General features: G+C 60.5%; 23 protein-coding genes. 16 read left to right on the forward strand and 7 right to left on the reverse strand.

Annotated elements, in window-relative coordinates:
* Positions 1–5: 5 nt before the first annotated feature.
* From puhA to hemA, 7 genes are read left to right on the forward strand one after another with little or no spacing between them, the layout of a single operon-like run.
* Complete coding sequence (gene puhA / locus AABA34_RS14040; RefSeq protein ID WP_338303116.1) at positions 6–815, forward strand: photosynthetic reaction center subunit H; 810 nt, start codon at positions 6–8, stop codon at positions 813–815.
* Positions 806–1,522 carry a photosynthetic complex putative assembly protein PuhB gene (gene puhB / locus AABA34_RS14045; protein ID WP_252258413.1) on the forward strand — a complete coding sequence of 239 codons (717 nt, stop codon included), beginning with the start codon at positions 806–808 and terminating at the stop codon, positions 1,520–1,522. The genes puhA and puhB overlap by 10 nt, the downstream gene beginning before the upstream one ends.
* A complete protein-coding gene (gene puhC / locus AABA34_RS14050) occupies positions 1,519–2,001 on the forward strand; it encodes a photosynthetic complex assembly protein PuhC (RefSeq protein ID WP_338303117.1) in 483 nt (160 codons plus the stop codon). Before puhB ends, puhC begins: the two co-directional genes overlap by 4 nt.
* Positions 2,001–2,330, forward strand: a complete 330-nt coding sequence (locus AABA34_RS14055) for a hypothetical protein (RefSeq protein WP_338303118.1) — start codon at positions 2,001–2,003, stop codon at positions 2,328–2,330. Before puhC ends, AABA34_RS14055 begins: the two co-directional genes overlap by 1 nt.
* Positions 2,327–3,388, forward strand: coding sequence for a magnesium-protoporphyrin IX monomethyl ester (oxidative) cyclase (gene acsF, locus AABA34_RS14060; protein WP_252258416.1), 1,062 nt, complete (start codon positions 2,327–2,329; stop codon positions 3,386–3,388). Before AABA34_RS14055 ends, acsF begins: the two co-directional genes overlap by 4 nt.
* Positions 3,382–4,176 carry a putative photosynthetic complex assembly protein PuhE gene (gene puhE, locus AABA34_RS14065; protein WP_338303119.1) on the forward strand — a complete coding sequence of 265 codons (795 nt, stop codon included), beginning with the start codon at positions 3,382–3,384 and terminating at the stop codon, positions 4,174–4,176. The genes acsF and puhE overlap by 7 nt, the downstream gene beginning before the upstream one ends.
* A gap of 22 nt (positions 4,177–4,198) precedes the next feature.
* Complete coding sequence (gene hemA, locus AABA34_RS14070; protein ID WP_034955133.1) at positions 4,199–5,419, forward strand: 5-aminolevulinate synthase; 1,221 nt, start codon at positions 4,199–4,201, stop codon at positions 5,417–5,419.
* Here the strand turns inward: hemA and AABA34_RS14075 are convergent.
* Both AABA34_RS14075 and AABA34_RS14080 read right to left on the reverse strand, forming a co-directional pair.
* Positions 5,406–6,005 (reverse strand): plastocyanin/azurin family copper-binding protein, encoded by a 600-nt coding sequence (locus tag AABA34_RS14075; protein WP_338303120.1) that lies wholly within the window; start codon positions 6,003–6,005, stop codon positions 5,406–5,408. The two genes, hemA and AABA34_RS14075, sit on opposite strands and share 14 nt — an antisense overlap.
* Before the next feature lie 94 nt (positions 6,006–6,099).
* A complete protein-coding gene (locus AABA34_RS14080) occupies positions 6,100–6,585 on the reverse strand; it encodes a c-type cytochrome (RefSeq protein WP_252258418.1) in 486 nt (161 codons plus the stop codon).
* A 262-nt stretch (positions 6,586–6,847) separates the two neighbouring features.
* On the opposite strand from AABA34_RS14080, the gene AABA34_RS14085 reads away from it, so the two are divergent.
* Complete coding sequence (locus tag AABA34_RS14085; RefSeq protein ID WP_338303121.1) at positions 6,848–7,651, forward strand: DUF1499 domain-containing protein; 804 nt, start codon at positions 6,848–6,850, stop codon at positions 7,649–7,651.
* A 3-nt stretch (positions 7,652–7,654) separates the two neighbouring features.
* Here the strand turns inward: AABA34_RS14085 and AABA34_RS14090 are convergent, their stop codons facing one another.
* The 4 genes from AABA34_RS14090 to AABA34_RS14105 are packed head-to-tail and all read right to left on the reverse strand — an operon-like array spanning position 7,655 to position 12,852.
* Positions 7,655–8,257 carry a CDP-alcohol phosphatidyltransferase family protein gene (locus tag AABA34_RS14090; RefSeq protein WP_338303122.1) on the reverse strand — a complete coding sequence of 201 codons (603 nt, stop codon included), beginning with the start codon at positions 8,255–8,257 and terminating at the stop codon, positions 7,655–7,657.
* The gene (locus AABA34_RS14095; protein WP_338303123.1) at positions 8,257–9,597 is read right to left on the reverse strand and encodes a NupC/NupG family nucleoside CNT transporter; all 1,341 of its coding nucleotides are present in this window, start codon (positions 9,595–9,597) and stop codon (positions 8,257–8,259) included. Before AABA34_RS14095 ends, AABA34_RS14090 begins: the two co-directional genes overlap by 1 nt.
* A complete protein-coding gene (locus tag AABA34_RS14100) occupies positions 9,557–11,698 on the reverse strand; it encodes an FAD-dependent oxidoreductase (protein ID WP_338303124.1) in 2,142 nt (713 codons plus the stop codon). The genes AABA34_RS14095 and AABA34_RS14100 overlap by 41 nt, the downstream gene beginning before the upstream one ends.
* 44 nt (positions 11,699–11,742) lie before the next feature.
* Positions 11,743–12,852 (reverse strand): FAD-dependent oxidoreductase, encoded by a 1,110-nt coding sequence (locus tag AABA34_RS14105; RefSeq protein WP_338303125.1) that lies wholly within the window; start codon positions 12,850–12,852, stop codon positions 11,743–11,745.
* Positions 12,853–13,056: 204 nt separating this feature from the next.
* Here AABA34_RS14105 and AABA34_RS14110 point away from each other — a divergent pair, with 204 nt between their 5' ends.
* From AABA34_RS14110 to AABA34_RS14145, 8 genes are all read left to right on the forward strand, one after another.
* Positions 13,057–14,823, forward strand: a complete 1,767-nt coding sequence (locus AABA34_RS14110) for an ABC transporter transmembrane domain-containing protein (protein WP_338303126.1) — start codon at positions 13,057–13,059, stop codon at positions 14,821–14,823.
* A 2-nt stretch (positions 14,824–14,825) separates the two neighbouring features.
* Complete coding sequence (locus AABA34_RS14115) at positions 14,826–15,863, forward strand: efflux RND transporter periplasmic adaptor subunit (protein WP_338303127.1); 1,038 nt, start codon at positions 14,826–14,828, stop codon at positions 15,861–15,863.
* A 2-nt stretch (positions 15,864–15,865) separates the two neighbouring features.
* Positions 15,866–17,332 (forward strand): TolC family protein, encoded by a 1,467-nt coding sequence (locus AABA34_RS14120; protein ID WP_338303128.1) that lies wholly within the window; start codon positions 15,866–15,868, stop codon positions 17,330–17,332.
* A gap of 62 nt (positions 17,333–17,394) precedes the next feature.
* Positions 17,395–19,257: a putative nucleotidyltransferase substrate binding domain-containing protein gene (locus AABA34_RS14125; RefSeq protein WP_338303129.1), complete on the forward strand. Its 1,863-nt coding sequence runs from the start codon at positions 17,395–17,397 to the stop codon at positions 19,255–19,257.
* A 1-nt stretch (position 19,258) separates the two neighbouring features.
* Positions 19,259–19,936 carry an exonuclease domain-containing protein gene (locus AABA34_RS14130; RefSeq protein WP_338303130.1) on the forward strand — a complete coding sequence of 226 codons (678 nt, stop codon included), beginning with the start codon at positions 19,259–19,261 and terminating at the stop codon, positions 19,934–19,936.
* Positions 19,937–20,055: 119 nt separating this feature from the next.
* Positions 20,056–20,421: a DUF4212 domain-containing protein gene (locus tag AABA34_RS14135; RefSeq protein WP_338303131.1), complete on the forward strand. Its 366-nt coding sequence runs from the start codon at positions 20,056–20,058 to the stop codon at positions 20,419–20,421.
* 12 nt (positions 20,422–20,433) lie between these two features.
* The gene (locus AABA34_RS14140) at positions 20,434–22,209 is read left to right on the forward strand and encodes a sodium:solute symporter family protein (protein ID WP_338303132.1); all 1,776 of its coding nucleotides are present in this window, start codon (positions 20,434–20,436) and stop codon (positions 22,207–22,209) included.
* Positions 22,210–22,379: 170 nt separating this feature from the next.
* A complete protein-coding gene (locus AABA34_RS14145; protein WP_338303133.1) occupies positions 22,380–25,772 on the forward strand; it encodes a PAS-domain containing protein in 3,393 nt (1,130 codons plus the stop codon).
* Here AABA34_RS14145 and AABA34_RS14150 read toward each other — a convergent pair.
* Positions 25,730–26,374, reverse strand: coding sequence for a response regulator transcription factor (locus AABA34_RS14150; protein ID WP_338303134.1), 645 nt, complete (start codon positions 26,372–26,374; stop codon positions 25,730–25,732). The two genes, AABA34_RS14145 and AABA34_RS14150, sit on opposite strands and share 43 nt — an antisense overlap.
* Positions 26,375–26,385: the final 11 nt, after the last annotated feature.

Here is a 26,385-nt window from a genome sequence, read left to right on the forward strand (position 1 = left end):
GTAGAATGGGTAACACTTACATTGCAGGGGTATTCGACGTTGCAGAACTGTCGTTCATCCTCTTCTTCATCTTCTTCGTGGGCCTCGTGGTCTATCTGAACCGCGAAAGCCGCCGCGAAGGCTATCCGCTCGAACACGAACAATCCGGCGCCGTGCAGCCGGGCGTTCCGCTCACCGATGGCACCAAGAAGACCTTCAAGCTGCCGCATGGTCGTGGCACCTACACACCCGAAGATCTGCCGCGCGATCCGGTGAACATCGCTGCCAAGCAGGCCTTCGGCGCACCTGGTGCTCCATGGGTTCCCACGGGTAATCCGATGGCCGACGGCCTTGGCCCGGCAGCCTATGCCAATCGCAACGACTATCCCGATCTGACGTTCGATGGTCGTCCGCGTATCGTGCCCATCGGCAACAGCCACGAAATCGAGATCGCTCCGAAAGATCAGAACCCCGTAGGCCTGCCGGTCTATGCCGCGGACAAGAAGCTGGCCGGTACGGTGAGCGATGTCTGGGTCGACCAGTCGGAGCACATCATCCGCTATCTCGAAGTGACGACCAATTCAGGCAAGAAGGTGCTCGCCCCGATGTTCGTCTGCGCCGTTCAGGGCAAGAGCTGGCTTGGCGGCATCATGCCGATCGTCGACGATCAGGTTCCGCTGATCGATATCGATGCGATCCGCGCCGACCAGTTCGACGCGGTGCCTGACCTTGCCACTCCGGGCCAGATCACCCGGCTCGAGGAGGACAAGATCATGGCCTATTACGGTGGGGGTTACATGTATGCGACCCCGGAGCGGGCTGAACCATGGCTGTAACGCTCAAGCCCGAAGACGAAACCGAGGCCGGTCCCAGTGCCCATGGAGATCCCATGGGTACGCCGACCATGGATGAAAAGGTGTTGTGGAAGGGCCAGCCAGATCTGGCGGTCCTTTCACGAACCGCCTTTCACACCCGCACGGTGGGCCTGTATTTCGTCGCGCTGATCGCGATTTCCGCAATCCTCGGCAACATCACGACAGCGATCGTTTGTGCGGTTCTCGGCGTTGCAGGCGTTGCCGTACTGCATACCCTTGCATGGGTATCGCGGCGCACGACGCTCTACATCCTGACCGACACGCGTCTGATCATGCGGATCGGAATGGCGCTTGAAACGCGGATCAATGTGCCGCTCAAACATGTGCTGTCAGCCGATCTCAAGATGCGGGGCAAGGAACACGGCGATATCGCCTTGAAAATCGGCGGCGAACGTCTGCTCGGCTTTTTCCTGCTGTGGCCGCATACGCGCCCGTGGCACTTTGCCCGGCCCGAACCGATGCTGCGCGGCATTCCCGATGCGCAAAAGGTCGCAGCCTTGCTGGCGGATGCTTGCGCGAATGTCGTCCAGATCGAGCGAAATTTGACCGAGATCAATGTTTCGCAACCTCAGAGCGTCCAGCAACAGGATGCCGCTGCGCGGCCTTCGCGCGGGCCATCGAGCTTGCCTGAAAGCAGCAGCGGCGGATTGGAAGGAGCACCGGCGTGATCGTACGCGAATATGAAGAGGACGAAATCCACGTCCACAAGGTGCCCCTGATACTTATGGGCGGGCTGATTGCGATCACGCTTGCGCTGACGGCATCGGTCTCATTCGGCTTCTTTGAGCGGCAGGCGATTCCCGACCTCGCCCGCACCGAGGCCGGGACGACAATGGCGGCGACCCGTTCGCTGCAATTCTACGATGAAGCCGACGGTACCGTCCGGGTCGAGGACGCTTCGACCGGCGAGGAAATTGTCAGCTACGGCCCCGGCACCGGTGGCTTCGTGCGCACCACCATGCGCAGTTTCGCTCATCAGCGCCGCATTCGCGGCATCGGCCGGGAAACGCCGTTCGAGCTGATCCAATGGGACAATGGCTCGATCACCCTGCGCGATCCGACCACCGGAAAAGGCGCGGAACTATCGGCATTCGGCCCGGGCAATCACAAGACTTTTGCCGACATGCTGGAAAAGGAGGCGCGCTGATGGGTGCTGCGACAGTCAAGGGATCGGCTGCGTCGAAGAGTCGCGGAGCGCGACAGTTCGACACCCCGTGCTTCATCACCGTGGAGCAAAGCTCCGACCATTTTCACGCGCATGTCGATCTGGCCGGCGATATCGAGATGGAGCCAGGAGACAAGGTGCTTGTCCACGGCGATCCGATATCGATCCCGTTCGGCAGCAGGCAGGTGTTTGAACGCACCGCCACAATTACCCGCGCAGGGCCGCTTGCCCGCGCCCTCACCCGTCTCGCCGCCTATTTCGATCTGGCCGAGCTTTACGAGGTGAGCTTCAACGCCGGGAGGATCAAATGAACGCATACAAGCCCATGACCAGCGAGGAGGCGATGGAACTCGCCACTCAGGACACGATGCTGACCCCGCGTTTCTACACCACCGATTATGACGCGCTGGATGCGATCGACGTGTCGCCCGTGCGTGAAGAGTGGGACGCCCTTATCGCGGAAATGATCGGCGATCCGAACAAGAAGCACTTCAAGCACAACGACAGCTTCAAGGGTGTGATCGAAGGGCTCGACCCGGCGCTGCGCAAGGAATTCACCGATTTCCTCGTCAGCTCGATGACATCGGAGTTTTCGGGCTGCGTGCTCTACGCCGAAATTGCCAAGCGGACGAAGAACCCGGACGTGAAACAGCTGTTCAAGCTGCTGGCACGCGATGAAAGCCGCCATGCCGGTTTCATCAACGAAAGCCTGAAGGATGCAGGTATCGGCGTCGATCTCGGTTTCCTAACCCGGACCAAGAAATACACCTATTTCAAGCCGAAATTCATCTTCTACGCGGTCTATCTGTCGGAGAAGATCGGCTATGCGCGGTACATCACGATCTACCGGCATCTGGCGCGCAATCCGGAAAACAAATTCCACCCGATTTTCGACTGGTTCGAGGAATGGTGCAATGACGAGTTCCGCCATGGCGAAGCCTTCGCCATGCTGCTGCGCTCCGATCCGAAGCTGCTGGAAGGCGCGAACAAGCTGTGGGTGCGGTTCTTCCTGCTGTCGGTCTATGCCACAATGTACGTACGCGACCATCAGCGACCCGTGTTCCACAAGGCGCTGGGCGTTGATCCGACCGAGTATGACTACAAGGTGTTCGACATCTGCAACCAGATCAGCCGCCAGGTCTTCCCGGTCGAACTGGATACCGATGATCCCGCGTTCCGGCGCAAGATGGAAGCCCTGCGTCAGGCCGCTCTGCGGATTGAGGACGGCAAGGAACAAGGCGGCATCACCGGCTTCGCCAAGCGGATCAGCGGCATGGCCGGAGCCGGATTTAATTTCGCGCGGATGTATTTCCACCGCACCAAGCCGAACACTCTCCCGCAATCCATCCGGCTTTATCCCGCATGGTAGACTGGCATGGCCATATCGTTCCGTTCATCGTGACGGTGGCCATATGGTTCATGGCGACCGGGCTGATTGCCTGGGCGGATAATCGTGAGCGCGCGACCTTCAGGCGCAGCGTGATGATTGGCGGGATCGGCGGGATCATTGGCCTGATCGCAATCCTGATCGCATCGCAATTCGTGACCGCACTGGCGGTATATTCGGCGTTTGCCGGGGCCTTGCTGGTCTGGGGCTGGCACGAAATCGGTTTCCTTACCGGGGCGGCAGCCGGCCCCCGGCGGGTTGCCTGCGAGCCGGAAGCGCGCGGGTTTGACCGCTTTACGCAAGCCAGCGCCACGGTGATCCATCACGAAATCGCTCTGGCGCTTACGGCGCTGATGCTGATTTCCTTGTCGTGGAATGCCCCCAACCAGATTGGCGCGATGATTTTCGTGCTGATGTTCGGGCTGCGGCTGTCGTCGAAGATCAATCTGTTTGTCGGCGTGCCCAATTCGACGACGGAGATGCTGCCCGCGCATCTCGACTATCTGAAGAGCTATTTCGGGCGGAATCGTATGACCTGGCTGCTGGCCGTATCGATTGCGCTGATCCTGGCGCTGGCCTGGCAATTCGCTGGTTACGCGATGGCCGCCCCTGCGGGCAGCCCGGAAATGGTGGGCGCCAGCCTGCTGACCGCGCTGTGCCTGTTGGGCGCGCTCGAACACCTGTTTCTGGCCCTGCCATTCCGCGACGGAATGCTATGGGGCTGGGCGTTCACACGGCGGGGCGCCGTGCGAGCCAAGAAGATACAATGAGATGCAAACAGAGGGTAAAGTGATGGACTTCGAAGCCTATTTCGCCAGCGAGCTGGACAGCGTGCGCGAAGAAGGGCGCTACCGCGTCTTCACCGATATCAAGCGGCACCGGGGCAAATTCCCGCATGCAACCCGCTTTATCGAAGACGAGACGCAAGCCGTCACCGTCTGGTGCTCGAACGACTATCTCGGCATGGGCCAGCATCCCAAGGTGCTTGAAGCCATGCACAATGTGCTCGACGAATGCGGAGCGGGTGCCGGGGGCACGCGCAACATTTCGGGTACGAACCATTATCATGTCGAACTGGAAGCGGAGCTCGCCGATTTGCACGGCAAGGAAAGCGCGCTGCTGTTCACCAGCGGATATGTATCGAATTGGGCGGGTCTGGGAACGCTCGCGGCCAAGATCCCGGGCTGCGTAGTCTTCTCAGATTCGCTCAACCACGCTTCCATGATTGAAGGCATCCGGCACAGCCGCGCGCCTTACAAGATCTGGAAACACAACGACGTCGAGGATCTTGATCGTCACCTGTCCGAATTCGGCCCTGAAGTGCCCAAGCTGGTCGCCTTCGAAAGCGTCTATTCGATGGATGGCGACATCGCCCCCATCGCCGACATTCTTGATGTTTGCGAGAAGCACGGCGCGATGAGCTATATCGATGAAGTCCACGCTGTCGGTCTGTATGGCCCGCGCGGCGGCGGCGTCGCCGAACGTGAAGGCCTGATGGACCGGATCACCGTGATCGAAGGCACGCTGGGCAAGGCCTACGGCGTGATGGGTGGCTATATCGCCGCCAGCCGCAATCTGGTCGATTTCGTGCGCAGCTTTGCCAGCGGCTTCATCTTCTCCACCGCCCTGCCCCCGGCCGTCGCCGCGGGCGCCGCAGCCAGCATCCGCCACCTCAAGGAAAGCAGCGCGGAACGCGATCTGCAGAAAGAGCGGGTGGAGCAGGTGCGGCGCAAGCTGGACATGATGGGCATCCCCCATCTCGCCAACCCCAGCCACATCATTCCGGTAATGGTGGGCGATGCGCACAAGTGCAAACGGATCAGCGACTGGCTGATGGACAATCACGGCATCTACGTGCAGCCGATCAACTATCCCACCGTCCCCGTCGGAACCGAGCGTTTGCGGCTTACGCCTTCGCCCGTACATGACGATGGCGATATCGATCGACTGATCAACGCACTGAGCGAAATCTGGTCGCAATGCGAACTGGCGAGGATGGCTACGGCTGCCTGATTTCTGCTTCGTCAGGCGCGGCGGGTGCGGGATCGAACATTCCGCGCGCCCGCGCTTCGGCGAAAATCTCGACGAACTTTGGATTGCCAAGGCCCGGATGACGGGCCTCCAGGGCGAAGGGCAGATTGGCGGTCTTGCCCTCGCCTTCGACGATCACGACGCCCACCATGCCGGCCGCATAGTGCGGGATGCATTGATAGCCGTAAACGCCCGGCTTTGGCAGGACGTAGCGTATCTCCTCGTTCACCTCGCCTTCCCAGCCCTTCGCCCCGTCAGGCAACATAGTGGCGATGGACGAAGACTGGTGACTGGGCTCAGTCGGAATGAACCGGATCGTATCGCCAACCTTGGCGCTGACGAGGTTCGGTTTGAACACGTGCATGCGTGACGAATTCTCAGGATCGACAGTGTACATGTAAATGTCGATGACCCGGCCGTTGGGCTCGACTTCCGGACCTTCGGTTTCAGGGGTCGGCGCGGCTTCGACTTCTTCGGGAGGGGCACCACCAGCCTGATTGCAGGCGCCGAGCAGCGGCATCGCCGCCGTTGCCGCAAGACCAAGACCCAAGGTGGTAAACCGCCGCATCAGTTGTTCGCTCAAGCCCCAGAAACGGCTTGCCCCGCGGAACCGAAGGAAATCGGAACCGCGGGGCAAGACCATGTCAGAAGATGCTGATTGCTTATTCGCCGTTGGTCTGGAGATAAGCGATGAGGTCAGCGCGATCCTGCGGGTCCTTGAGGCCCGGATAGGCCATGCGGGTCCCCGGCATGTATTCACGCGGTGCTTCGAGGTATTCGAACAGCACTTCGGGCGTCCAGGTCAGGCCGCTGCCCTTGTTGGCATCCGAGTAGTTGAAGCCTTCGATCGAGCCGGCGGCACGGCCAACAACGCCGTAGAGCGACGGGCCAACGCCGTTCTTGCCTTCTTCGATAAGGTGGCAGGTGCGGCACTGCGCGAACACGGTTGCGCCGGCAGCGGCATCGCCGGTGAGGTCTGCGAAAGCGACATCGGCAGCCGGCTCGGGAGCGGGCTCTTCAGCAGCCGGTTCGGCTTCTGCAGTGGCTTCGGTTTCGGCCGGTGCTTCTTCCGGAGCGTTGCCGCCGCCACAGGCGGAAAGCGCAACCAGACCGGTCATTGCGACGGTGCTCAGAATAATCTTACGCATAGTGATCTTCTTCCCTTTTTCTTTGGCAGACCCTCCCGCGTCACCACAGACTTTTAATGCGTTGTTTCAGAAAGATTTTTCCCGAAACATCAAAAGCCTGCGCGGTCCCACCACGAGTGATCTCCTACCCCTAACGCACCAGAAAGAGATGGGTTTCGCAAAAAATGCATTCGCTTTCGCCTCTTCCTATTGGGGTGAGCGTGATGCTGCCCGCTACAGGATCGCGATTGCCTAACGCAGAACCATTGCTAAACAGGCCCACATGAAGAACCTTGCATGGCACACCAAGCTCGTCCTAGCGATGATCGCCTTTCTCCCGATCTATTTCATGATCGCTGCCTTGGGCACGAAGATCGGCCTTTGGAGCTGGCAGACGGGACTCGGCGCGATGACATTCTCCGCCGGACCCTACCTGCTCGGCATCGTCGCTGTGGTGGCGCTCATTTCGCTGGTTATCGGTTTGCTGAAAAAGCCGCGGCTCAAGCATGTGATCGCGATCGCGGCGCTGGGAGTGCTTATCCCGGCGGGAATGTTCCTTAGTTTTATGTCCGTGCGTTCAACAGCCGGAGAGAATCCGATCCACGATGTCGCAACCGACACCGCTGATCCCCCGGCCTTTTCCGCTGAAACCATGGCAGCACGCGCCGAAAGCGGAGCCAATCCGCTGAGCGATTATCAGGTGCCGCTGGGCGAGCTGGAACTGTACAAGGGCAGCGCGCCTGAACTGGCGATCAAAAGCCACGCGCAGATCATCAACGACACCTACGCCAACCTGTCGCCGCTCCCGCTTGGCGGAGCGAGCCAGGCCGATGCCGTCGCTGCCGTCGCTGCCGCCATGGGCAGCATGGGCTTTTCCGACATTCGCCAGAACGCCGAGGAAGGCCGGGTCGAAGGCGTGGCCGAAACCTTCTGGTTCGGGTTCAAGGATGATGTGGTTGCCCGGATCGGGGAGAACGAAATCGATTTCCGCTCTGTCAGCCGCGTGGGCCGCAGCGATCTGGGCGCCAATGCCAAACGGATCGCCGAACTGCGCGAGCGGGTTGCTACCCAGATCGGCCAGCGTTAATCGCTAACGGAACTGCGTGACGGCCATCGCGCTACGCTGGAACACCGTCAGCACACAGAGCGCGGCGTAGCCATAGGCGATCACCCCGAACCAGTGCGGGAACAGGCACATTGCGATGAACACCGCGATCGTCTCGGCCCCTTCGGCCAGCCCGGTCGAATAGAAGAAGCTCTTATTGCCGTGCTTTTCCGTTTCCTGGCCACGCTTGGCCGCGATCACGGCAAAGGCAAGGAAACTCACGCCCGTCAGCACGAAGCTTGCTACCAGCACCAGCGCCGGCATTGCGTTGGCCGGGGCCATGATGCCGAAGGCTAGCGGGATCGACACGTAGAAGGCGAAATCGCCGACGATGTCGAAATACCCTCCCAGATCGGTCGGAGCGGTGGCCCGCGCAACCGCCCCGTCCAGCCCGTCAGCCAGACGATTGGCGATAATCAGGGCAAGCCCAAGCCATAGCTCGCCAAAGGCGATCGCAACGGCCCCGCCCAGCCCCAGCGCCAATCCGGCGAAAGTCAGCACATTGGCGCTGACACCCCATCCCGCGATCACGCGGCCAGCGCGATTGAGCGGCGGATCGATCAAAGGCCTCAATCGCGCATCAAGCATCAGCCAAAGCCTCCGCCATATCCCCCGAACGTGACCAGACCGATCCATGCCCCCGTCATCGCACTCGCCAGATTGCCGGCGATCCAGCTCTTGATCCCCAGCCCGGCTGCCTCGGCCCGGCGCTCCGGGCAGAGCGTGCCGATGGTCGAAACCAGCAGGCCGACGCTGGCAAGGTTGGCGACGCCGCAGAGCGCATAGGTGACGATCAGCAAGCTCCGTGGCCCGAGCGTCCCTTCAGGCAGCGCGGCAAGCTCAAGGTAGGCGACATATTCGTTGAGGATCGCCTTAGTCCCCATCAAACCGCCCGCAGCCTGCGCTTCGGCCCAGGGCACGCCGATGGCCCACATGAAGGGGGCAAACAGCCAGCCGAATAGGCGCTTCAGCGTCAGCGGCTCGTCACCGACCAGCGGCAGCAAGGCGAGCACCTGATCGGTCAGCGCAACCAGCGCGAACACCACGATGATCACAGCGATGACAGCAAGGAAAAGCTGCATGCCGTCCATTGTCCCTTTGACGATGGCATCGATGCTGTTGTCGTATTTGAGACCAGCATCTTCCGTATCCGCTTCGGTCCCCTGCTCCTCCGCTGATCCCGGAACCATGAGTTTCGCAATCAGCAGGGCCGCGGGCAGAGAGACAAGCGAAGCCGAAATCATATGCCCAACGGCATCGGGCACGGTTTCGCGCAGGGTAGTGGCGTAAAGGATCAGGATCGCTCCGCTGATCGTCGCCATTGCGAGGACCATTACCTGAAACAGTTCGGCCCGGCTCATCCGGGAGAAATAGGCGCGCACCACAAGCGGGCTTTCAACCACGCCGAGGAACATGTTGGCCCCGCCTGAAAGCCCCACAACCCCGCTCACCCCGAGGCTGCGCCGCAGCAGGAACGACAGGCCGTTCACCAGCCAGCGAAGCACGCCCCAATGCCAGAGCAATGCCGCGAGGGCTGAGAACACGATCACCAAAGGCAATATCTGAAAGGCAATGATAAGAGGTGGTTGCGCACCCTCTTTCAATTCGAATGGCAAGTCTGCGCCGCCAAGATAGCCGAACATGTATGACGATCCGGCGAGCGTCGCCCGCTCTATCGCCGCCACGCCTTCATTGGCGAGCGTTACGATGTCCCAGACAAAGGGCACGCGCACGATCATCACCGCCAGAACAAATTGCAGGGCAAGCGCGCCGGCAATCCACCGCCAGCCGGGACGCTCGCGGCGATCCTCGCTCAGCGCCCACGCCAGCGCGAGCAGCAGGGCAATCCCGAAAATCCCGCGCAGCTGATCGAACAGGTCCACAGGATCAGCCCCGCCGCCATGCGTGGTATTTTTCGACCCACGCAAGCAGTCCCTCGGGCTTGTTCGCCTTCTTCCAGTTTCCTGCGGCAAACTTGTTCGCTTCGGCCATGGTGGGGTAGGAATGGATTGTGCCGAGGATCTTGTTGAGACCGATGCCGTGCTTCATCGCCAGCACATATTCAGCGAGCAATTCGCCCGCATTGGCGCCGACGATGGTCGCGCCGAGGATGCGATCCTTGCCCGGCGCGGTGAGCACTTTGACGAAGCCTTTGGTTTCACTTTCGGCAATCGCCCGGTCGAGATCGTCGATTTCATAGGTCGTCACATCGAAAGCGACGCCCTGTTCGCGCGCTTCGGCTTCGTTGAGGCCGACGCGGGCAAATTCCGGATCGAGGAACGTCACAGCCGGGATCACGCGATAATCGGCCTTGAACTTGCGGAAGGTGCCGAACAGCGCATTGACGCTGGCATACCATGCCTGATGGCTGGCGGTATGGGTGAACTGGTAAGGCCCGGCCACATCTCCTGCGGCAAAAATGTTGGGGAATTTCGTGGCGAGGAATTCGTCGGTGCTGACGGTCTTGTCCGTGTCGATGCCGAGCGTTTCCAGCCCGAACCCGGTCAATCGTGCCTTGCGCCCGACAGCGACGATCAGCGTATCGAACGGGACTTCGCTTGCGCCGCCATCCTGGCTCTCGGTTATCAGAACGCTGTCTGCGACCTTCACCGCCTTGTGACCGGTCAGCACGGTGACGCCCGCCTCCTCCAGCACGGCTTTTGCCAGCGATGACACATCTTCGTCCTCGCGCCCCAGCAGCCTGTCCGCCATTTCGACCTGAGTCACTTTCGAGCCAAGCCGCGCAAGTGCCTGACTCAATTCACAACCAATCGGCCCGCCACCAAGCACAACGACTTTGCCGGGTGCCTGATCCATCTGGGCAAACGCATCCCACAGCGTCTCGCTGGTAAGATAGCCCGATTGCTCGATCCCTTCGATCGGCGGCACAACCGGTTCCGCCCCGCTGGCGATCACCATGCTGCGAGTGGTAAGCCGCTGCGTCTCTCCATCGTTGCGGGCGATTTCGACCGTCCATGGGTCGATGATAGTGGCATAACCCTTGACCACATCGACGCCGAGATCAGTGTAGCGCTCAACGCTGTCGTGCGGCTCGATCGCCTTGATGACCTCCATCACCCGCGCCATCGTTTGCTTGAACGGTATCTGCGGCTCCACCGGAGTGATGCCGTATCGATAAGCGTTGCGCATGACGCTGGCGACCTTGGCGCTCTTGATCAGCGCCTTGGACGGCACGCAGCCGGTGTTGAGGCAATCGCCGCCCATTTCCTTTGCTTCGACCAGCGTCACCTTGGCCTTCACCGTGGCGGCGATATAGGCCGAAACGAGGCCCGCGGCGCCTGCACCGATCACCACCAGATTGCGGTCGAATTTCGCCGGGCGCTTGAATCCGGCATAGACCCGGCGGCGCTGGATGACGCCGATAATCGCCTTGGCGATCCAAGGCACGATGCCAAGAAATACGAAAGAGCCGATAAGCACAGGCGAAAGCAGCCCGGAAGTGCTTTCGATCTGCGCCAATTGCGTGCCCGCATTCACATAGGCGATCGTCCCAAGCAGCATCCCCGCCTGGCTCACCCACGCGAAGGTCCAGGTGCGGATGCGGGTCAGCCCCATCACCAGATTGACGACGAAGAACGGAAACAGCGGGATCATCCGCAGGGTGAAAAGATAGAACGCCCCGTCGCGTTCGAGCCCGGCGTTGATCGATTTCAGCCGCTCCCCAAACCGCGCCTCTACCGTGTCACGCAGCACGAAGCGCGACGACAGGAAGGCCAGCGTTGCCCCCAGCGTGGAAGCGAACGAGACGAGGATCGTGCCTGTCACCAGCCCGAACAGCGCGCCTGCCGCCAGCGTCATGATGGCGGCACCCGGTAGCGATGCCGCCGTCACCGCGACATAAATCAGGAAGAACGCGCCCAACACCAAGGCGGGGTTTTCGGCATAGAAGCCCTGAGCCTGATCGACGACCCGCTTGATCCCGTCGAGCGTCAGATATTGCCCAAGATCGAACAGGAAATAGGCCGCCACCAGCGCGCCAATCGCAAGAATGATCAGTATTTTCTTCATCGGGTTCCTTTGAACGCGGTCATTCGCGCGATTTCGCTCCGGGGTTACCCGGGTTTTGCCAAAGCGGCGTATTGGGAAAGCCAGCGATTGTCGATCCAGTGTTTCAATCGTGAAACCCATCGCCCTTGTGCGGCCAACGGGCCATAGCTGGCGATGGCCTCTCCCCTGCCGGTGGACATGAGATAGAGATTGTTCCAGCGCGGTGTGTAACTGCGCCGCGGGGCAAGGCCGGCGGCCATCATCCGCAGATTGTCAGCCAGAACCGGCCCGGCAAAGACCGCATGGACACCCGAATGCACGATCCGGCGATCCTGGCGCACGGCGACATCGCCGACAGCAAGGACATGCGGGTGCGAGATCGAGCGTTGAAACCGGTCCACCGCAATGAAGCCGCTTTCATCGCAGGCCAGTCCCCCTTGTGCGGGCCAATCCGGCGCTCCACTGCCCAGCGCGGCGACGATCAGGTCAACCGGTTCGTATGAAGCGCTTTCGAAATAGATCTGCCCGGCCTTGATCGAGGCATCGCCGACGATGACCTCGATGCCCTGCTGTTGAAGTTCCGCCTGAACCTTGCTCCTGACCGCCGAGGAGAAGTCAGGGAGCAAGCCCGCAGCACCCGTCACAAAAGCGATATCGGGCTGCCGATCGAAGCGGGCCGCATTGCGCAAGCCAAAGGCAAGCTCCGTTCCCCCGGCGCCCCCTCCGATCACAGCGATCCTTTTAGCGGCGCTGTGACGGCCAAGCTCATCAACGAAGCGATCTATCGGTCTGATATCGATAATCCTCGGATCGTCGCCCAGCAGCTTCGCGGCTTGCCCAACACCCCCGGTATCAATCGAGGCAATGTCAAACGAAAGCTCGCGGCCCTGCTCGCCTGCGATAGTTCGGGCATCAGGATCGATCCGGACACAGTGATCAAGCACCAGATCGACCCCTCCGCGGGCCGCAAGACTGGACAAGTCGACCAAACCGGTTTCCCGGTCATACTGTCCGGCGATCCATCCCGGCACCGTTCCCGAATAGCGCAGGTGCCGGTACGGCGTGATCAAGGTCGCGCGGGCGCTTGGCAGGCCCTTCCTGATCCAGTCTGCGAGAACTGCCAAATGTGCATGGCCGCCTCCGATCAAGAGAATATGCGCCGCGCAATCAACCATCCGAATTGCCGCCTCCGCAAACCCTATTGAACATGAAATACAGAACTCCCAATTGCCAGCCGCGGTCAGGAACCCCTAGCCCCCTTAGGCGTTCGAACCCATTGAAGGTAACACCAATCTTGCCCCCTCCGCCGGTTTTTGGGGATCCCGGCACCTTTCCAGGATTGGTCGACCAACTTTTGCTGATTGGACGGTACGGCAGTCATGGCACTTGAGTCCCCGAGTTATGGAACTCGGCTTTCCCTCGTAAAATTCTTCAGGCGTTTCTTCGAGATTCTCCGGCCCGAAGGCAGCTTTTACTGGCTGGCGATCATTTACGGCATCGGTATCAGCCTGCTTTCGCTTGCGACTCCTATTTCGGTGCAGATGCTGGTGAACACGGTGGCAAACACTGCGCTCACCGCACCGTTGGTGATGCTTTCGCTGACCTTGTTTGGACTGCTGATAATCTTCGGGTTGCTCTACGCCTTGCGCATCCATCTCATGGAGTTGTTCGCGCGGCGGTTTTATGCCCGCATGGTGGCGGAAATCACGCTGATCTCGGTCTACGCGCAGAACCCGTTCTTCAGCGACAACAAGCGCGGAGCGCTGTTCAATCGCTATTTCGACGTGATAAACGTGCAGAAGGCGCTGCCCGTGCTCTTCATCGGCGGGTTCAGCGTGGTGTTGCAGGTGGCGGTCGGTTTCGTGCTCGTCTCGCTCTACCACCCGCTGTTTCTGGTCTTCACACTTGTCATGTCGGCGCTGATATGGTTGATCTGGCTGATCTGGGGTGCCCGCGCAGTGCGGACCGGGATCGATCTTTCGCATGCCAAGCACGGCACGGCTGACTGGCTGGAAACCATCGGCGGATCGAACGGCTTCTTCAAATCGCAACGGCGCATCGATTACGCGCTTGATCGATCGGATCAGCAGACTCACGAGTACCTGAAAGAGCGCAAGCGCCACTTCCGCCAGCATTTCGCTCAGACGCTGGCCTTCCTGTTGCTCTATGCCGGGGCGAGTGCCGCGCTGCTTGGTCTTGGCGGCTGGCTGGTAATTCAGGGACAATTGACCCTCGGACAGCTTGTGGCTGCCGAACTGGTCCTGTCGGTGGCCTTCTTCGGCGTGGCGCAGTTGGGCACTTACCTCACCTATTTCTACGATCTGTGCGCCGCTGTTGAGGAACTGTCCTTGTTCTATGATGTGGAGCAGGAGGAGGTTGCTGGCGAAAACCCGATCAGCGGGCTTGATCACACGCTCGTTTTCAAGGGAGCCACGGGCACCGCCCGCCAGCGAGAGGCCGAATTCAACCTTGAAATCCCGAGCGGCGCAATCGTGATGGCGGCAGCGAGCGACCACGGCGTGCAGCGGCTCTTCACCAACCTCCTCAAGATGCACGAACGTCCGAAGGCCGGGTTCCTGACGATGGGCGGGGTCGATTTCAAGGACATCGAATCCTACAATTTGCGCAAGGACGTGCATGTGCTCGACCGGCCGACCTTTGTCGGCATGACCATCCGCGAATACCTTGGTCTTTCCTGCCCCGATACCGCCAGCAAGCGCATGGTTGCCGCGCTGGAGACGGTCGGGCTGACGGAGACTGTATCAAGCTTCGAGAAAGGCCTCGACACCCCTATCGCGCACAGTGGATGGCCGCTTTCCTCGGTTGAGCTGCAGCAGTTGAAACTGGCGAACGCCTTGCTGGAACAGCCGCGCATTCTCGTTCTGAGCCGGCTGTTCGACCTGCTCGACGAAGAACACATCGCCCGTGCGATCGAGGAACTGCGCTCACAGGCCTATTCGACGGTGATCTATTTTTCGAGCCGCAGGATCGACCTTGGCTTCGACAGGTTCCTGTACCTCGAAGCGAAGCAGCAGACGTGGTTTGACGATTTCGAGCAATATCGCCTTGCCGTCAAAGGCGGTTTGGAGGCGCGCACGACATCCCGGGCAGCCCCCACCCCATCCGTTGCAGCGGCGGGAGAGTGACCATGGAAGCCCTCAAACAGGACATGGCGCATTTCACCGCGCTTGAAAGCGTAAAGACCCCGCGCATTTTCCGCACTGTCTTTGTCTTGCTGCTGATCGCCATACTCGCGGTGCTATCCTTCCTCGTTTACGTGCCCTGGGTGCAAACCATCGGCGGCGTCGGGGTTGTCACGACGCTCAACCCGAATGAACGACAGCAGGAAATCAACGCGCTGGTGTCCGGCCGGATCGAGGAATGGTTCGTCAACGATGGCAGCCGGGTGAAGAAGGGCGATCCGATTGCACGGATCGCGGATATCGACCCGAATCTGGTCCAGCGGCTCGAAGCGGAACGTTCACAGGTCGAAATCCAGCTTCAGGCTGCACGCAATGCGCTTGCGACGGCAGAGATCGACCTGCGGCGAATGCAGGAATTGTTCGCCGCCGGCCTTTCGGCCCGCCGTGATTACGAACAGGCGCAAATCCGTGTGGAAGAGATGCGCGGACGCGTGGCGGAGGCGCAGGCCAACCTTGCCCGCACAGAAACCAATCTGGCGCGCCAGTCCGAACAGCTGGTCACCGCCCCGCGCGACGGCTTTATCCAGAGCATCAATGCCGGTGATGCCGCAACCTTTGTAAGCTCTGGCCAGGTGCTCGCAACCTTCGTGCCCGAAACCACCCGCCGAGTGGTTGAAGTGTTCGTGGACGGACGTGACGTGGCGCTGGTGCAAGGCGGAGAGAAAGCTCGCATCGAATTCGAAGGCTGGCCTGCGGTGCAGTTCAGCGGCTGGCCCTCGGTTGCGATCGGGACGTTCCCCGGCGTGGTCGAAACGGTCGATCAGGTGGCGCAGCCCGACGGGCGTTTCCGAGTGCTGATCGCAGAAGATCCCGATGCCGGGCCGGACGAGAAGTGGCCGCCGGAACGCTATGCGCGATTTGGCACGGTTGTCAGATCATGGATTCTGCTCGAAACTGTGCCTGTCGGCTATGAAATCTGGCGCCAGCTGAACAACTTCCCGCCAGAACTCACGGCCCGCTCCGGTCAGGGACAGGGTGGATAACCATGCTGTTTCGAGCCGCGCTGATTGCTGCGCTGATGGCCGGATTGGGCGCTGCGCAGGCATTAGCTCAAGACATTGAACCGGTTGGCGATCCCTTGGAGGAGGCGCTGAAGACCGGGCCGCTCCTGCCTGACGAGGTACTGCGCAGTTCGGCCCTTACCTTCCCCGCCATCCTCGAAAGTTTCGAGCGCGAAGCGGCAGCGCGCAGCGATCAGCTGGCCGCCGACGGTGCCTTCGACCTGATGCTGAAAGGCGAGGCATATGACCGGATAACGGGTTTTTATTCGGGTGGTTACGGATCGATCGAGGCCCGCCAGCCGCTCGCACCGATGGGCGCGGAAATCTACGGTTCCTATCGGCTGTCGGACGGCGACTTCCCGACATACGAGAATTACTACAACACCAATCAGCTGGGTGAATTCAAGGTTGGGGGTTTGTTCTCGCTCTTGCGCAACAACCGGATCGACCAGCGCCGCTTTGGGGTCGAGGATGCGCGTCTTGCCAGCGGTCAGGCCAGCCTCGACGTCCTTCTGGTGCAGCTCAACGTCCAGCATGAAGCTCTAAAGGCCTATTGGCGCTGGGTTGCGGCGGGCAATGAGATCAGGGTTTATGAGGAGCTGCTCGAAATCGCGGAAGCACGCGCAATCGGGCTGGAGCGGCAGGTCAGGCTGGGCGCGACACCGCGCATAGCCTTGACCGAGAATGAGCAGAACGTCATCCGCCGCCGCACTTTGCTGGCCGAAGCACAGCGGAATTTCGAGACTTCATCCAATTCCTTGAGCTTTTACCTGCGCGATTCGAACGGGCGCATGATCATGCCGACCCGCGCCCAACTGCCCGATCAGGAACAGATAGACTCGCTGCCCGACATGCAATCGCTGATCGCGATGCGGCGCAGCGACATCCTTCAGAACCGGCCGGAATTGCAAACTTTCCGGCTCGCGATCGAACGCGCCGAAAACAAGGTCGAGTTGCGGCGCAACGATCTCCAGCCGCAGCTGGATCTGAATGTGGAGCTTTCACGTGACTTCGGACCTGTCGGAGCTGGTGGCCCGGGTTTCGATTCCACCGATACCACGGTCGGAGTGACCTTCACCGTTCCCTTGCAGCGGCGGCAGGCCCGCGGGCGGTTGCAGCGGGCGGAGGCCGAATTGCGCGAAATCGAGCTGCGTGAACGCCGGATCGCTGACCAGATCGAAGTCGAATTCGACAATATTCTGACCAACCTCAACGCCGCGCTCAGGCTGGCAGGACTGGCTGAAGACGAAGTCGAGCAGGCATCAGCCATGGTTGAGGCAGAACGCCGGCGGTTTTCTCTGGGGGCAGGCGATTTCTTCCTCGTGAACCTGCGCGAAGAAAGCGCCGCAGACGCCCGCATCCGAAAGATCCGCGCTGATCTGAACGGTCGGCTGGCTGCGGCAAGCTACAATGCGGCAACGATGAACCTAGATGAACTCGGGCTCGAATAACGCTGTTCAATAGACCCAAAGTCTAACAGGACGCGCAGTGCATTGAATGGTATTCTGGCCGTATGGCCAGTGAAATTGCCGAAATCGCCCGCTTCCTTCGTGCTTCGACTCCGTTCGATGCACTGGATGAGGAAACGCTTGCAGCGGTGAGCCGCCAAGTGGAAGTCGCCTACTTCCGCAAGGGTGAAACGGTGATCGAGGCCGGGTCACACAATGATCGCCTTTTCATTGTTCGCTCTGGCGCGGTCGAACTGAAGCTCGCTGGCGAAGAATTGACCGCTCGGCTTTCGACCGGATCGTGCTTCGCCTATCCCTCGCTCCTGCGCGGCGGTGAAGTCCGCAACACCACCAGCGCGATCGAGGACACGCTGCTCTACTCGATCCCGGCAGACCGATTTCACGGTCTGCGTGAAACCGTGCCTGCGTTCCGTGCCTTCTTCGCCGAAGACGAAGCGCAGCGCATTCGGCACGCCTTGGCGCAAAGGCGTTCGGGCACTGGTTTCGCGCTTGAGGATCGGCAGGTGGGAGACATCATCGGGCGTAGCGCTCCAGTCACTTGCCCGCCTGACACCTCCATCTACGAGGCCGTGCAATTGATGCAGGCCCAGAATGTCAGCACGCTTGCGATATGCAGCGTGGACGGGCTTACCGGGATTTTCACTGACAAGGATTTGCGCGGAAGGGTGGTCGCCGCCAATGTCCCGCTGGACCGACCAATTGGCGAAGTGATGACCCCCGATCCGCGCACCCTGACCACCCACAGCCCCGTCGCAGAAGCAATGGCGCTGATGACCAGCGGGGGATTCAGGCACATACCCCTGATTAACGATCACGGCGATCTGACTGGAATCCTCAGCGCAACCGACATCCTTTCAGCCATCGGCAGCAATGCGATTGATACCGGCGCGATGATTGCAAAGGCACGCACTGCTGACGAACTGATCGAGGCATCTCGGCGGGTGCCTGAAAGCTTTGCCCGGATGATCGCATCGGGCATCCACGCCAATCAGGCGATGCGGTTTACCTCCGCGCTCGGGGAAGCCGTCCATCGCCGTGCGGCGCAATTGGCGGAACAAGAGCTGGGCATGCCGCCCTGCCCCTATGCACTGGTGGTGTTCGGTTCACTCGCCCGCGAGGAGCAACTTGTGGGTTCGGATCAGGACAACGGCCTGATCATCGACGACGCTGCCCGCGACAGCGATCTCCCCTATTTCGAAGCGCTCGGCACCTTTGTCTCAGATCTGCTTAACCAATGCGGTTATGTCTACTGCAAGGGCGGGATCATGGCGAAGAACGCCGACCAACGTCTGACCCTTGGCGGTTGGAAAGATCGTTATGACGCGTGGATTTCGCGCCCTGACGAAGATCGCATTTTGCGTGCGACGATCTTCTTCGACATGCGCTGCGTTCATGGTGATGTGGGGCTTGCCGGATCGCTTCAGGATGCGGTGATCGAGCTGTTCAAGGACAGTCCGCTGTTCGTAAGCTTTCTCGCTCGTGACGCCCTGCGCAGCAAAATCCCCCTCGGCTTCTTTCGCAACCTCGTGCTGGAAAAGGCGGACGACGGGCAGAAGGTCTTCAACGCCAAGAAACAGGCGATCATGCCGATTATCGACATTGCGCGAACCCATGCGTTGTCAGCGGGTGTAGCCGAAGTAGGAACGCTTGCACGGCTCGATGCGCTTGCGAAATCGGGTAAGATGCACCGGGACGATGCCGAGAGTCTGGCAGATGCGCTGCTTTTCGTGAACGAATTGCGGATCGCCCATCAGGCCCGGCAGATCGAGGCGGGGCAAACCCCGGACAACATGATCGCGCCATCGGACCTGTCTCCGCTTGAACGCGACTATCTCAAGGATGCCTTTGCGGTGATCCGCGACGCGCTCGACACGCTGCGCCGGAATTTCGCCGGCGGGATTGCCTGACATGGTTTCAGCCAGAATTGCTCGCTGGCGCCAGGAACGTGCTTTCAAATCGCTTGCGTCAAGCGATCATCCGCTGCTGTACGCCTATGCCGCAGCCGATTGGCCCGATCCCGCGACACCTGCTCGCGAAGCACCATTTCTGGCGCTGGATTTCGAACTCGACGGGCTGCGCAAGGATGCGCACCTGCTTCAGGCGGGGTGGGTGCCCTTTACTGGCCGCGGCATCGCAATGGCTGGCGCACAGTCAATCGACATCCGCAGCTATGCCCAGCTCGACGATGAAGCTGTCACCATCCATGGCATCGGGGAACAACGCGCCGCACAGGGGGAGCCTGTCGCCAATGTGATCACAGCCCTGATCGAGGCGATGGCAGGCCGGGTGATGGTGGCGCATGCCGCCGGGATCGAGAAATCATCGTTGCAACGAATGACGCAAAAGCTGTTTGGCGAACCAATACCGATCAGACAGGTCTGCACGCTGTCGCTTGAGCGCCGCATCAACCCGAATTGCATCGGCCCCGAGGCCTATCGTCTCGCCTCATGCCGGAAGCGGTATGGGCTCCCCGAATATCAGGCGCATGACGCGCTGACCGATGCCATTGCTGCGGCAGAACTGTTTCAGGCGCAACTGACCCGGCTTTCTTCAGCGACCACTCTCGGCGATCTCGAACACGGTTGAACCCTGTTCAAGGCGGGTAAGACTAAAGTCTCTCTCCCTTCGCTGCCCCTCTCAACCTAGCCTGCTGTTTCAAGCTCGCGGATTCTCGATGCGGGCGACGGCAACGATAGGGGAGAGAAATGGACGATACCGGTACCACCGCCGATCCCGGCGAATTCGATCACGGCGGAGGAGACGGCTATGAAGCGCCCTCCTCCGATGTTTCACAGCAATCCACTGCGGAAAGCAGCGAAACCAGCGAAGCGGAAGGCGCTTATTGGCGCGAAAACCTCCGCTTGCTCTTTGCCTTGATGGCGATCTGGTTTGCCTGCTCCTTTGGCGCAGGCATCCTGTTCAGAGGCTTCCTCGACCAGTTCATGCTGGGCGGATACCCGCTCGGGTTCTGGTTCGCGCAGCAGGGCTCGATCTACATCTTCATCGCGCTGATCTTCTTCTACGTGGTTCGTATGAAGCAGATCGAGCGCAAGTACGATCTCGACGACTAAGGGGGCGGAGCAATGGAAACGCAAACTCTGATCTATCTCTTCGTCGGCGCCAGTTTTGCCCTCTACATCGGCATTGCGATCTGGAGCAGAGCTGGCTCGACCAAGGAGTTCTATGTCGCAGGCGGCGGGGTGAACCCGGTCGTCAATGGTATGGCAACCGCAGCCGACTGGATGAGCGCGGCAAGCTTTCTATCCATGGCGGGCCTCATCGCCTTCATGGGTTACGATGCCTCCGTCTACCTGATGGGCTGGACCGGCGGCTATGTTATGCTCGCGCTGTTGCTTGCGCCCTATCTGCGCAAGTTCGGGCAGTTCACAGTGCCCGATTTCATCGGCACACGATATTACTCGAATGCCGCCCGCGTGGTGGCCGTGATCTGCCTGATCTTCATCAGCTTTACCTATATCGCCGGGCAGATGCGCGGCGTGGGGATTGTGTTCTCGCAATTCCTTCAGGTGGAGATCACGATGGGCGTGATCATCGGGATGGGGATCGTCTTCATCTACGCCGTGATGGGCGGGATGAAGGGCATCACCTACACGCAGGTCGCGCAATATTGCGTGCTGATCTTCGCCTATCTGGTGCCGGCCTTCTTCATCAGCTTCATGCTGACCGACAACCCGATCCCGCAATTGGGACTGGGATCGGCAATCAATGACGGGTCGGGCATGTCGGTGCTGCAAAAGCTCGACAACACGCTCGTTGAACTGGGCTTCAACCAGTACACGGCGGGATCGAAGAGCACGATCGACATGTTCTGCATCACCATGGCTTTGATGGTGGGGACCGCTGGTCTGCCGCACGTCATCGTGCGCTTCTTCACGGTGCCCAAGGCATCGGATGCGCGCAAGTCGGCTGGCTGGGCACTGATCTTCATCGCCCTGCTCTACACCACCGCTCCGGCAGTGGGTGCATTCGGCATGTACAACCTTTTGAACAAGGTTGACGACGTGGCTTACACCGATGTCGAACCCTTCTTCACCAGCTGGGAAGATGCAGGCCTTTACGCTTGGCAGGACAAGAACGGCGACGGCGTGATGCAATATCGCCCCGGCACCGCCTTTGAAGGCCAGCCCGAATTCACCGGCGAAACCGGTCCTTCGGGTGAGCGGGTGGTGGCAAACGCGCCCAATGCCGACAGTGAAAACGAGGTCTATGTCGACCGCGACACTCTGGTTCTGGCCAATCCTGAAATCGCAGGTCTGCCTGCCTGGGTCATCGCACTGATGGCAGCGGGCGGCTTGGCAGCTGCGCTTTCGACTGCGGCGGGCCTGTTGCTGGTGATCTCAAGCTCGGTCAGCCATGATCTGCTCAAGAGCACTTTCAAGCCGGACATTTCGGCCAAGGGTGAACTCTTGGCAGCCCGGCTTGCCGCTACCGCCGCAATCCTCGTGGCAGGTTACCTCGGCATCTATCCTCCGGGATGGGTGGCGCAGGTTGTGGCCTTCGCCTTTGGCCTTGCAGCATCCAGCCTGTTCCCCGCAATCTTCATGGGCATCTTCTTCAAGTCGATGAACAAGGAAGGCGCAATTGCAGGGATGGTCACCGGATTGGTGTTCACCTTCGGGTACATCTTCTACTTCAAGCTGATCAATCCGGCGGCGAATGTGGCTGACAACTGGCTGCTGGGCATTTCGCCCGAAGGCATCGGGGTGATCGGCATGCTGCTCAACTTCGCAGTCGCCATCGCGGTCGCAAGCTTCACGGCGAAGACCCCGGTCGAAATCCGCAAGCTGGTGGACTCGATCCGCGTGCCGCGCGGTGCGGGGGACGCCCATGCTCACTGAGCGCCGGTAGGGATCCCGGCTTTCAGACCGGACCAAAGGTCTGAAAAAGCGAAGGGCGGCGTTCGACGGGGACGCCGCCCTTTTTCATTGCCTCGCAGGGACTTGATCCCAGCCGAACTTGCACATTTGGGAAATTGGCGTAGCCTTTCTTTCGGGAGAGGACTGGGATCATGATGTTCGGGGCAGCCATTGCTGCTGCTTGCATATACCTTGGCGCATTGTTCTGGCTCGCGGCCTGGCGGGACAAGGCGGGGCAATCGCCCGCGCAGATGAGCAGCCTTGCCCGATGGCTCACGAGCAATGCGGGATCGGTCTATGGGCTAAGTCTCGCCGTCTATTGCACCAGTTGGACATTCTTCGGCGGCGTTGGCACTGCGGCAACCGCCGGATTGGATTTCCTTCCGATCTATCTCGGGCCCATTCTTGTCTTTACCCTGGGCTTCGGACTGGTGCGCAAGATCCTTGCCCAGTCGAAAGCCCAGCACTCGACCTCGATCGCGGATTTCCTTTCTGCCCGATATGGCAAAAGCGCCAGCGTCGCCGCGCTGGTGACAATCATCGCGACGATTGGCTCGCTGCCCTACATGGCGCTGCAACTGCAATCGGTCAGCACTTCGCTGATCACTTTGAGCCCCGAAATCGAAACGCAGGTCGCGACGGATGAACTGGTCTTGCTGGTTGCGGGACTGATGGCGCTGTTTGCCATCCTGTTCGGTTCGCGCCGTGCCGATCGCGCAGGCGACAATGCCGGGTTGGTCCTGACAATAGCCGTCGAGGCGATCGTGAAACTCGTCGCGCTTATCGCGGTGGCGGGCCTTGCTCTCATACTTCTGTCGGGTGGCCAGACCGGAGCGATCACCACCAGCGACGTCTTCTCCCCATCCCAGATTGACGCACGGTTCGTGACTCTCACGGTGATCGCTGCCTGCGCGGCGCTTTGCCTCCCGCGGCAATTTCACATGAGTTTTATCGAGGCTGACGGCGACCGACCCACACCGGCGATGCAATGGGTGTTCCCCGCCTATCTGATCGTCACATCGATCGTTATCGTCCCCATCGTGCTGGCAGGATTGAACAGCCTGCCTGTAGGAACAGACGCCGATACGATAGTGCTGGCCTTGCCGTTGGCGACAGGCAACAATGCATTGGCGCTGCTCGTATTCATCGGCGGCTTCTCGGCTTCGGCCGGGATGATCGTTGTGGCGAGCGTGGCCCTGTCGACCATGATCACCAACGATCTGATCGCCCCCCTGATGCTGCGCAAGGCGCTGAGCGGGAAAGGTGATCGCAGCGCCATCGCGCAAAGCCTGCTTACGATCCGACGACTGGTGATCGGGGCGCTGCTGTTTTTCGCTTGTCTTTTCTACCTCGGCTTTGGAAAGCTTGGGAGCCTCGCCGGGCTTGGCACGCTGGCCTTTGCCGCAGCCGCGCAGTTTGCGCCCGGACTGGTGCTCGGGATGCTCAGTCAATCCGGTAACAAGGGCGGGATGATCTCGGGGCTGCTGGCTGGTTTTGCCATGTGGCTTGTCCTGCTGATCATTCCCGCGGCCACAGGAACCGCACCCGTCCTTTCAATCCACACCGATCCACTGGTTTCGGGGGTCGCCTTGAGCTTGGGCGCCAACATTGTCGCCTATTGGATCGGGTCTGCCATCAATCAGCCTTCGATCATCGATGCGGCTCAGGCGGCGGCGTTCGTCGGCACGCCCAGCCCCGGCGCCAAACCGCGGTTCAACACCACAAAACGCGTCGCCGATGTGCGGCTGCTCCTCACTCAGTTTGTCGGCCGCGATCGCGCTGATGCAGCCATTGCAGCCCTGCCCGGTGCGTACCGCGACAGGGATCTGGCTGATGCCACGGTGACCGACATGGCCGAGCGGACGATTTCAGGGGTGATCGGCGCGTCCTCTGCCCGGATGCTCGTTTCATCGTGGGCAGGCGGAGATCCAATTCCTCTGCCCGAAGTCGTCGCCATGTTCGACGAAACCAATCGCCGGCTATCGTTCAGCGGCGAACTGCTTCAGATCGCCATCGAAAGCATCGATCAGGGTGTCGCTCTGGTGGATGCGGAAATGAACCTTGTCGCGTGGAACAGCCGCTATCAGGAAATGTTCGACCTGCCGGACGAACTGGTGGCGGTAGGGACACCTATTGCCGAGCTGATCCGCTACAATCTTGCCCGCACCAGTCTGAGCGAAGGCGAGATACAGCAACAGGTCGATAGGCGGATCGATCACATGCGAGCCGGACGAGAACATCGGATCGAAAGCGAACAATATGATGGCAGGATCATGCGGATCGTTGGTTCGCCGACGCCCGGCGGTGGCTACACTACCTCATACACCGACATCACTGCCGACCGCCGGGCCGAACAGGAGCTTGAACGCAAGGTTGCGGAACGAACCGCCCAGTTGAGCGAAGCCAACGCTGCATTGGAACAGGCGACGCGATCAAAAACCCGGTTTTTGGCCGCAGCCAGCCATGACCTGATCCAGCCGCTGAATGCCGCTCGGCTCTTCGCATCGGCTTTGGGTGAGGAAGTGGCAGGGCAAGCGGGCCTGGAACGTCTGGTGAAAGACCTCGACGGATCGATCATTTCGGCGGATCGCCTGATCCGGGCATTGCTCGACATTTCGAAGCTGGACAGCGGCGGGATCGAACCGAAGATCGAAGCTCTGGCGGTCGACCAGATTTTTGACGAAGTGATGCGGGAATTTGCAGTGCAGGCTGCGGCCAAGGGTCTCACCTTCCGCCGGGTACGGACCAGCGCATGGGTGGAAAGCGACCGTGCCCTGCTCACCAGCGTGGTGCGCAATCTGGTAAGCAACGCGGTGCGATACACCGAGAAAGGCGGGGTTTTGCTGGGAGTAAGGCGCGCCGGACGGGAGATCCGCATCTGCGTTCACGACACGGGCCGCGGCATCGCGGCCAAGGACCGTGAAACGATCTTCGACGAATTCAACCGGGGCACATCGACCGATCGCGAGGGGCTCGGCCTCGGCCTCGCCATCGTCAGGCGCACCACCCGGCTGCTCAACATCCATGTCGAAACGACTTCGAGCATCGGCAAGGGCAGCCGGTTCGCACTGCATATGCCCGTCTTGCACTGGCAGGCATCGCAGCCGCGCAAGTCGGCAGGACGCCCCACGCAAAGCTTTGGTGCAGCCGATGTGCTTGTGGTGGACAATGATCCCTCAGCGCTGAGCGCGACTTCTGCGCTGCTGGAAAAATGGGGCCTGTCGGTGACTTGTGCAGGATCGCTGGCGGAAGCGCTGCGCGAACGCCCCAAGCCACCACGCATGGTGATCATGGACTATCGACTGGATGGGGAAGAGCGCGGTGATGCTGTCTACGCGGCTCTTTGCGAGCATTGGGAAACGGCGCCCGCCGTCATCCTGCTCACAGCCGAGGAATCGGAAGAAACCGAAAAGGCCGCTCAGCGCATGCGAGCCAATCGCCTGCTCAAGCCGTCATCCCCCGCGGCCCTGCGAGCGCTGATCTCGACGTGCCTCGCTCAGGATCAACTGGGTGAACAGCCCGCAGCCGAATCCGCCACGGGTTGATCGACGTCCAGCTTGGCCGCCAGCAGGACGGCCTGAGTGCGATTGCCCACGCCAAGCTTGCGAAAGATGGCAGTGATGTGGGCCTTTACCGTGGCTTCGCTAATGTCGAGATCATAAGCAATCTGCTTGTTCAGCAGGCCTTGCCGGATCGCCCCGAGTATGCGCCGCTGTGCTGGAGTAAGGCTGGCGATCCGGGCCAGATCATCATCATCGCTGGCATCATTGGCAGGAAACCAGCCGTCCCCGTCGCGCACCGCTGCCAACGCGTCCCGCATTTCCTCCAGGCTGGAGGATTTCGGGATGAAAGCCGCCGCGCCCAGCTGGCTCGCCGCCGCAAAGACCCGCTGTTCCTCGCTCGCCGAGACGATGGCGATCGGGAGCGCGGGAAAATCCTGACGCAGGTCCATCAGCACGGACAGCCCGTTCGAATCCTCCATGTGCAGATCGAGCAGGAGCGCTTCAGCCTCGCCTTGCGACAATGCCTCACGCGCTGCGCCTGCGCTGCTCGCTTCGATCACCTCGGCTTCGGGCCAGACTTTCGAAACCGCATGACCCAATGCCGTCCTGAACAACGGGTGATCATCGGCGATGATGACACGCATGCGCGCGCTCC

The organism is Erythrobacter sp. Dej080120_24 (assembly GCF_036322605.1).
GTDB classification, from domain to species: domain Bacteria; phylum Pseudomonadota; class Alphaproteobacteria; order Sphingomonadales; family Sphingomonadaceae; genus Erythrobacter; species Erythrobacter aurantius.

Coding starts and splice junctions, on each gene's coding strand:
- AABA34_RS14145 (WP_338303133.1), top strand. CDS start 22,380: ATGATGTTCGGGGCAGCCATTGCTGCTGCTTGCATATACCTTGGCGCA.
- AABA34_RS14110 (WP_338303126.1), top strand. CDS start 13,057: ATGGCACTTGAGTCCCCGAGTTATGGAACTCGGCTTTCCCTCGTAAAA.
- AABA34_RS14140 (WP_338303132.1), top strand. CDS start 20,434: ATGGAAACGCAAACTCTGATCTATCTCTTCGTCGGCGCCAGTTTTGCC.
- puhE (WP_338303119.1), top strand. CDS start 3,382: ATGGTAGACTGGCATGGCCATATCGTTCCGTTCATCGTGACGGTGGCC.
- AABA34_RS14125 (WP_338303129.1), top strand. CDS start 17,395: ATGGCCAGTGAAATTGCCGAAATCGCCCGCTTCCTTCGTGCTTCGACT.
- AABA34_RS14055 (WP_338303118.1), top strand. CDS start 2,001: ATGGGTGCTGCGACAGTCAAGGGATCGGCTGCGTCGAAGAGTCGCGGA.
- AABA34_RS14080 (WP_252258418.1), bottom strand. CDS start 6,585: ATGCGTAAGATTATTCTGAGCACCGTCGCAATGACCGGTCTGGTTGCG.
- AABA34_RS14135 (WP_338303131.1), top strand. CDS start 20,056: ATGGACGATACCGGTACCACCGCCGATCCCGGCGAATTCGATCACGGC.
- hemA (WP_034955133.1), top strand. CDS start 4,199: ATGGACTTCGAAGCCTATTTCGCCAGCGAGCTGGACAGCGTGCGCGAA.
- AABA34_RS14150 (WP_338303134.1), bottom strand. CDS start 26,374: ATGCGTGTCATCATCGCCGATGATCACCCGTTGTTCAGGACGGCATTG.
- AABA34_RS14090 (WP_338303122.1), bottom strand. CDS start 8,257: ATGCTTGATGCGCGATTGAGGCCTTTGATCGATCCGCCGCTCAATCGC.
- AABA34_RS14100 (WP_338303124.1), bottom strand. CDS start 11,698: ATGAAGAAAATACTGATCATTCTTGCGATTGGCGCGCTGGTGGCGGCC.
- puhB (WP_252258413.1), top strand. CDS start 806: ATGGCTGTAACGCTCAAGCCCGAAGACGAAACCGAGGCCGGTCCCAGT.
- AABA34_RS14120 (WP_338303128.1), top strand. CDS start 15,866: ATGCTGTTTCGAGCCGCGCTGATTGCTGCGCTGATGGCCGGATTGGGC.
- AABA34_RS14130 (WP_338303130.1), top strand. CDS start 19,259: ATGGTTTCAGCCAGAATTGCTCGCTGGCGCCAGGAACGTGCTTTCAAA.
- AABA34_RS14075 (WP_338303120.1), bottom strand. CDS start 6,005: ATGCGGCGGTTTACCACCTTGGGTCTTGGTCTTGCGGCAACGGCGGCG.
- acsF (WP_252258416.1), top strand. CDS start 2,327: ATGAACGCATACAAGCCCATGACCAGCGAGGAGGCGATGGAACTCGCC.
- puhA (WP_338303116.1), top strand. CDS start 6: ATGGGTAACACTTACATTGCAGGGGTATTCGACGTTGCAGAACTGTCG.
- AABA34_RS14085 (WP_338303121.1), top strand. CDS start 6,848: ATGAAGAACCTTGCATGGCACACCAAGCTCGTCCTAGCGATGATCGCC.
- AABA34_RS14115 (WP_338303127.1), top strand. CDS start 14,826: ATGGAAGCCCTCAAACAGGACATGGCGCATTTCACCGCGCTTGAAAGC.
- AABA34_RS14105 (WP_338303125.1), bottom strand. CDS start 12,852: ATGGTTGATTGCGCGGCGCATATTCTCTTGATCGGAGGCGGCCATGCA.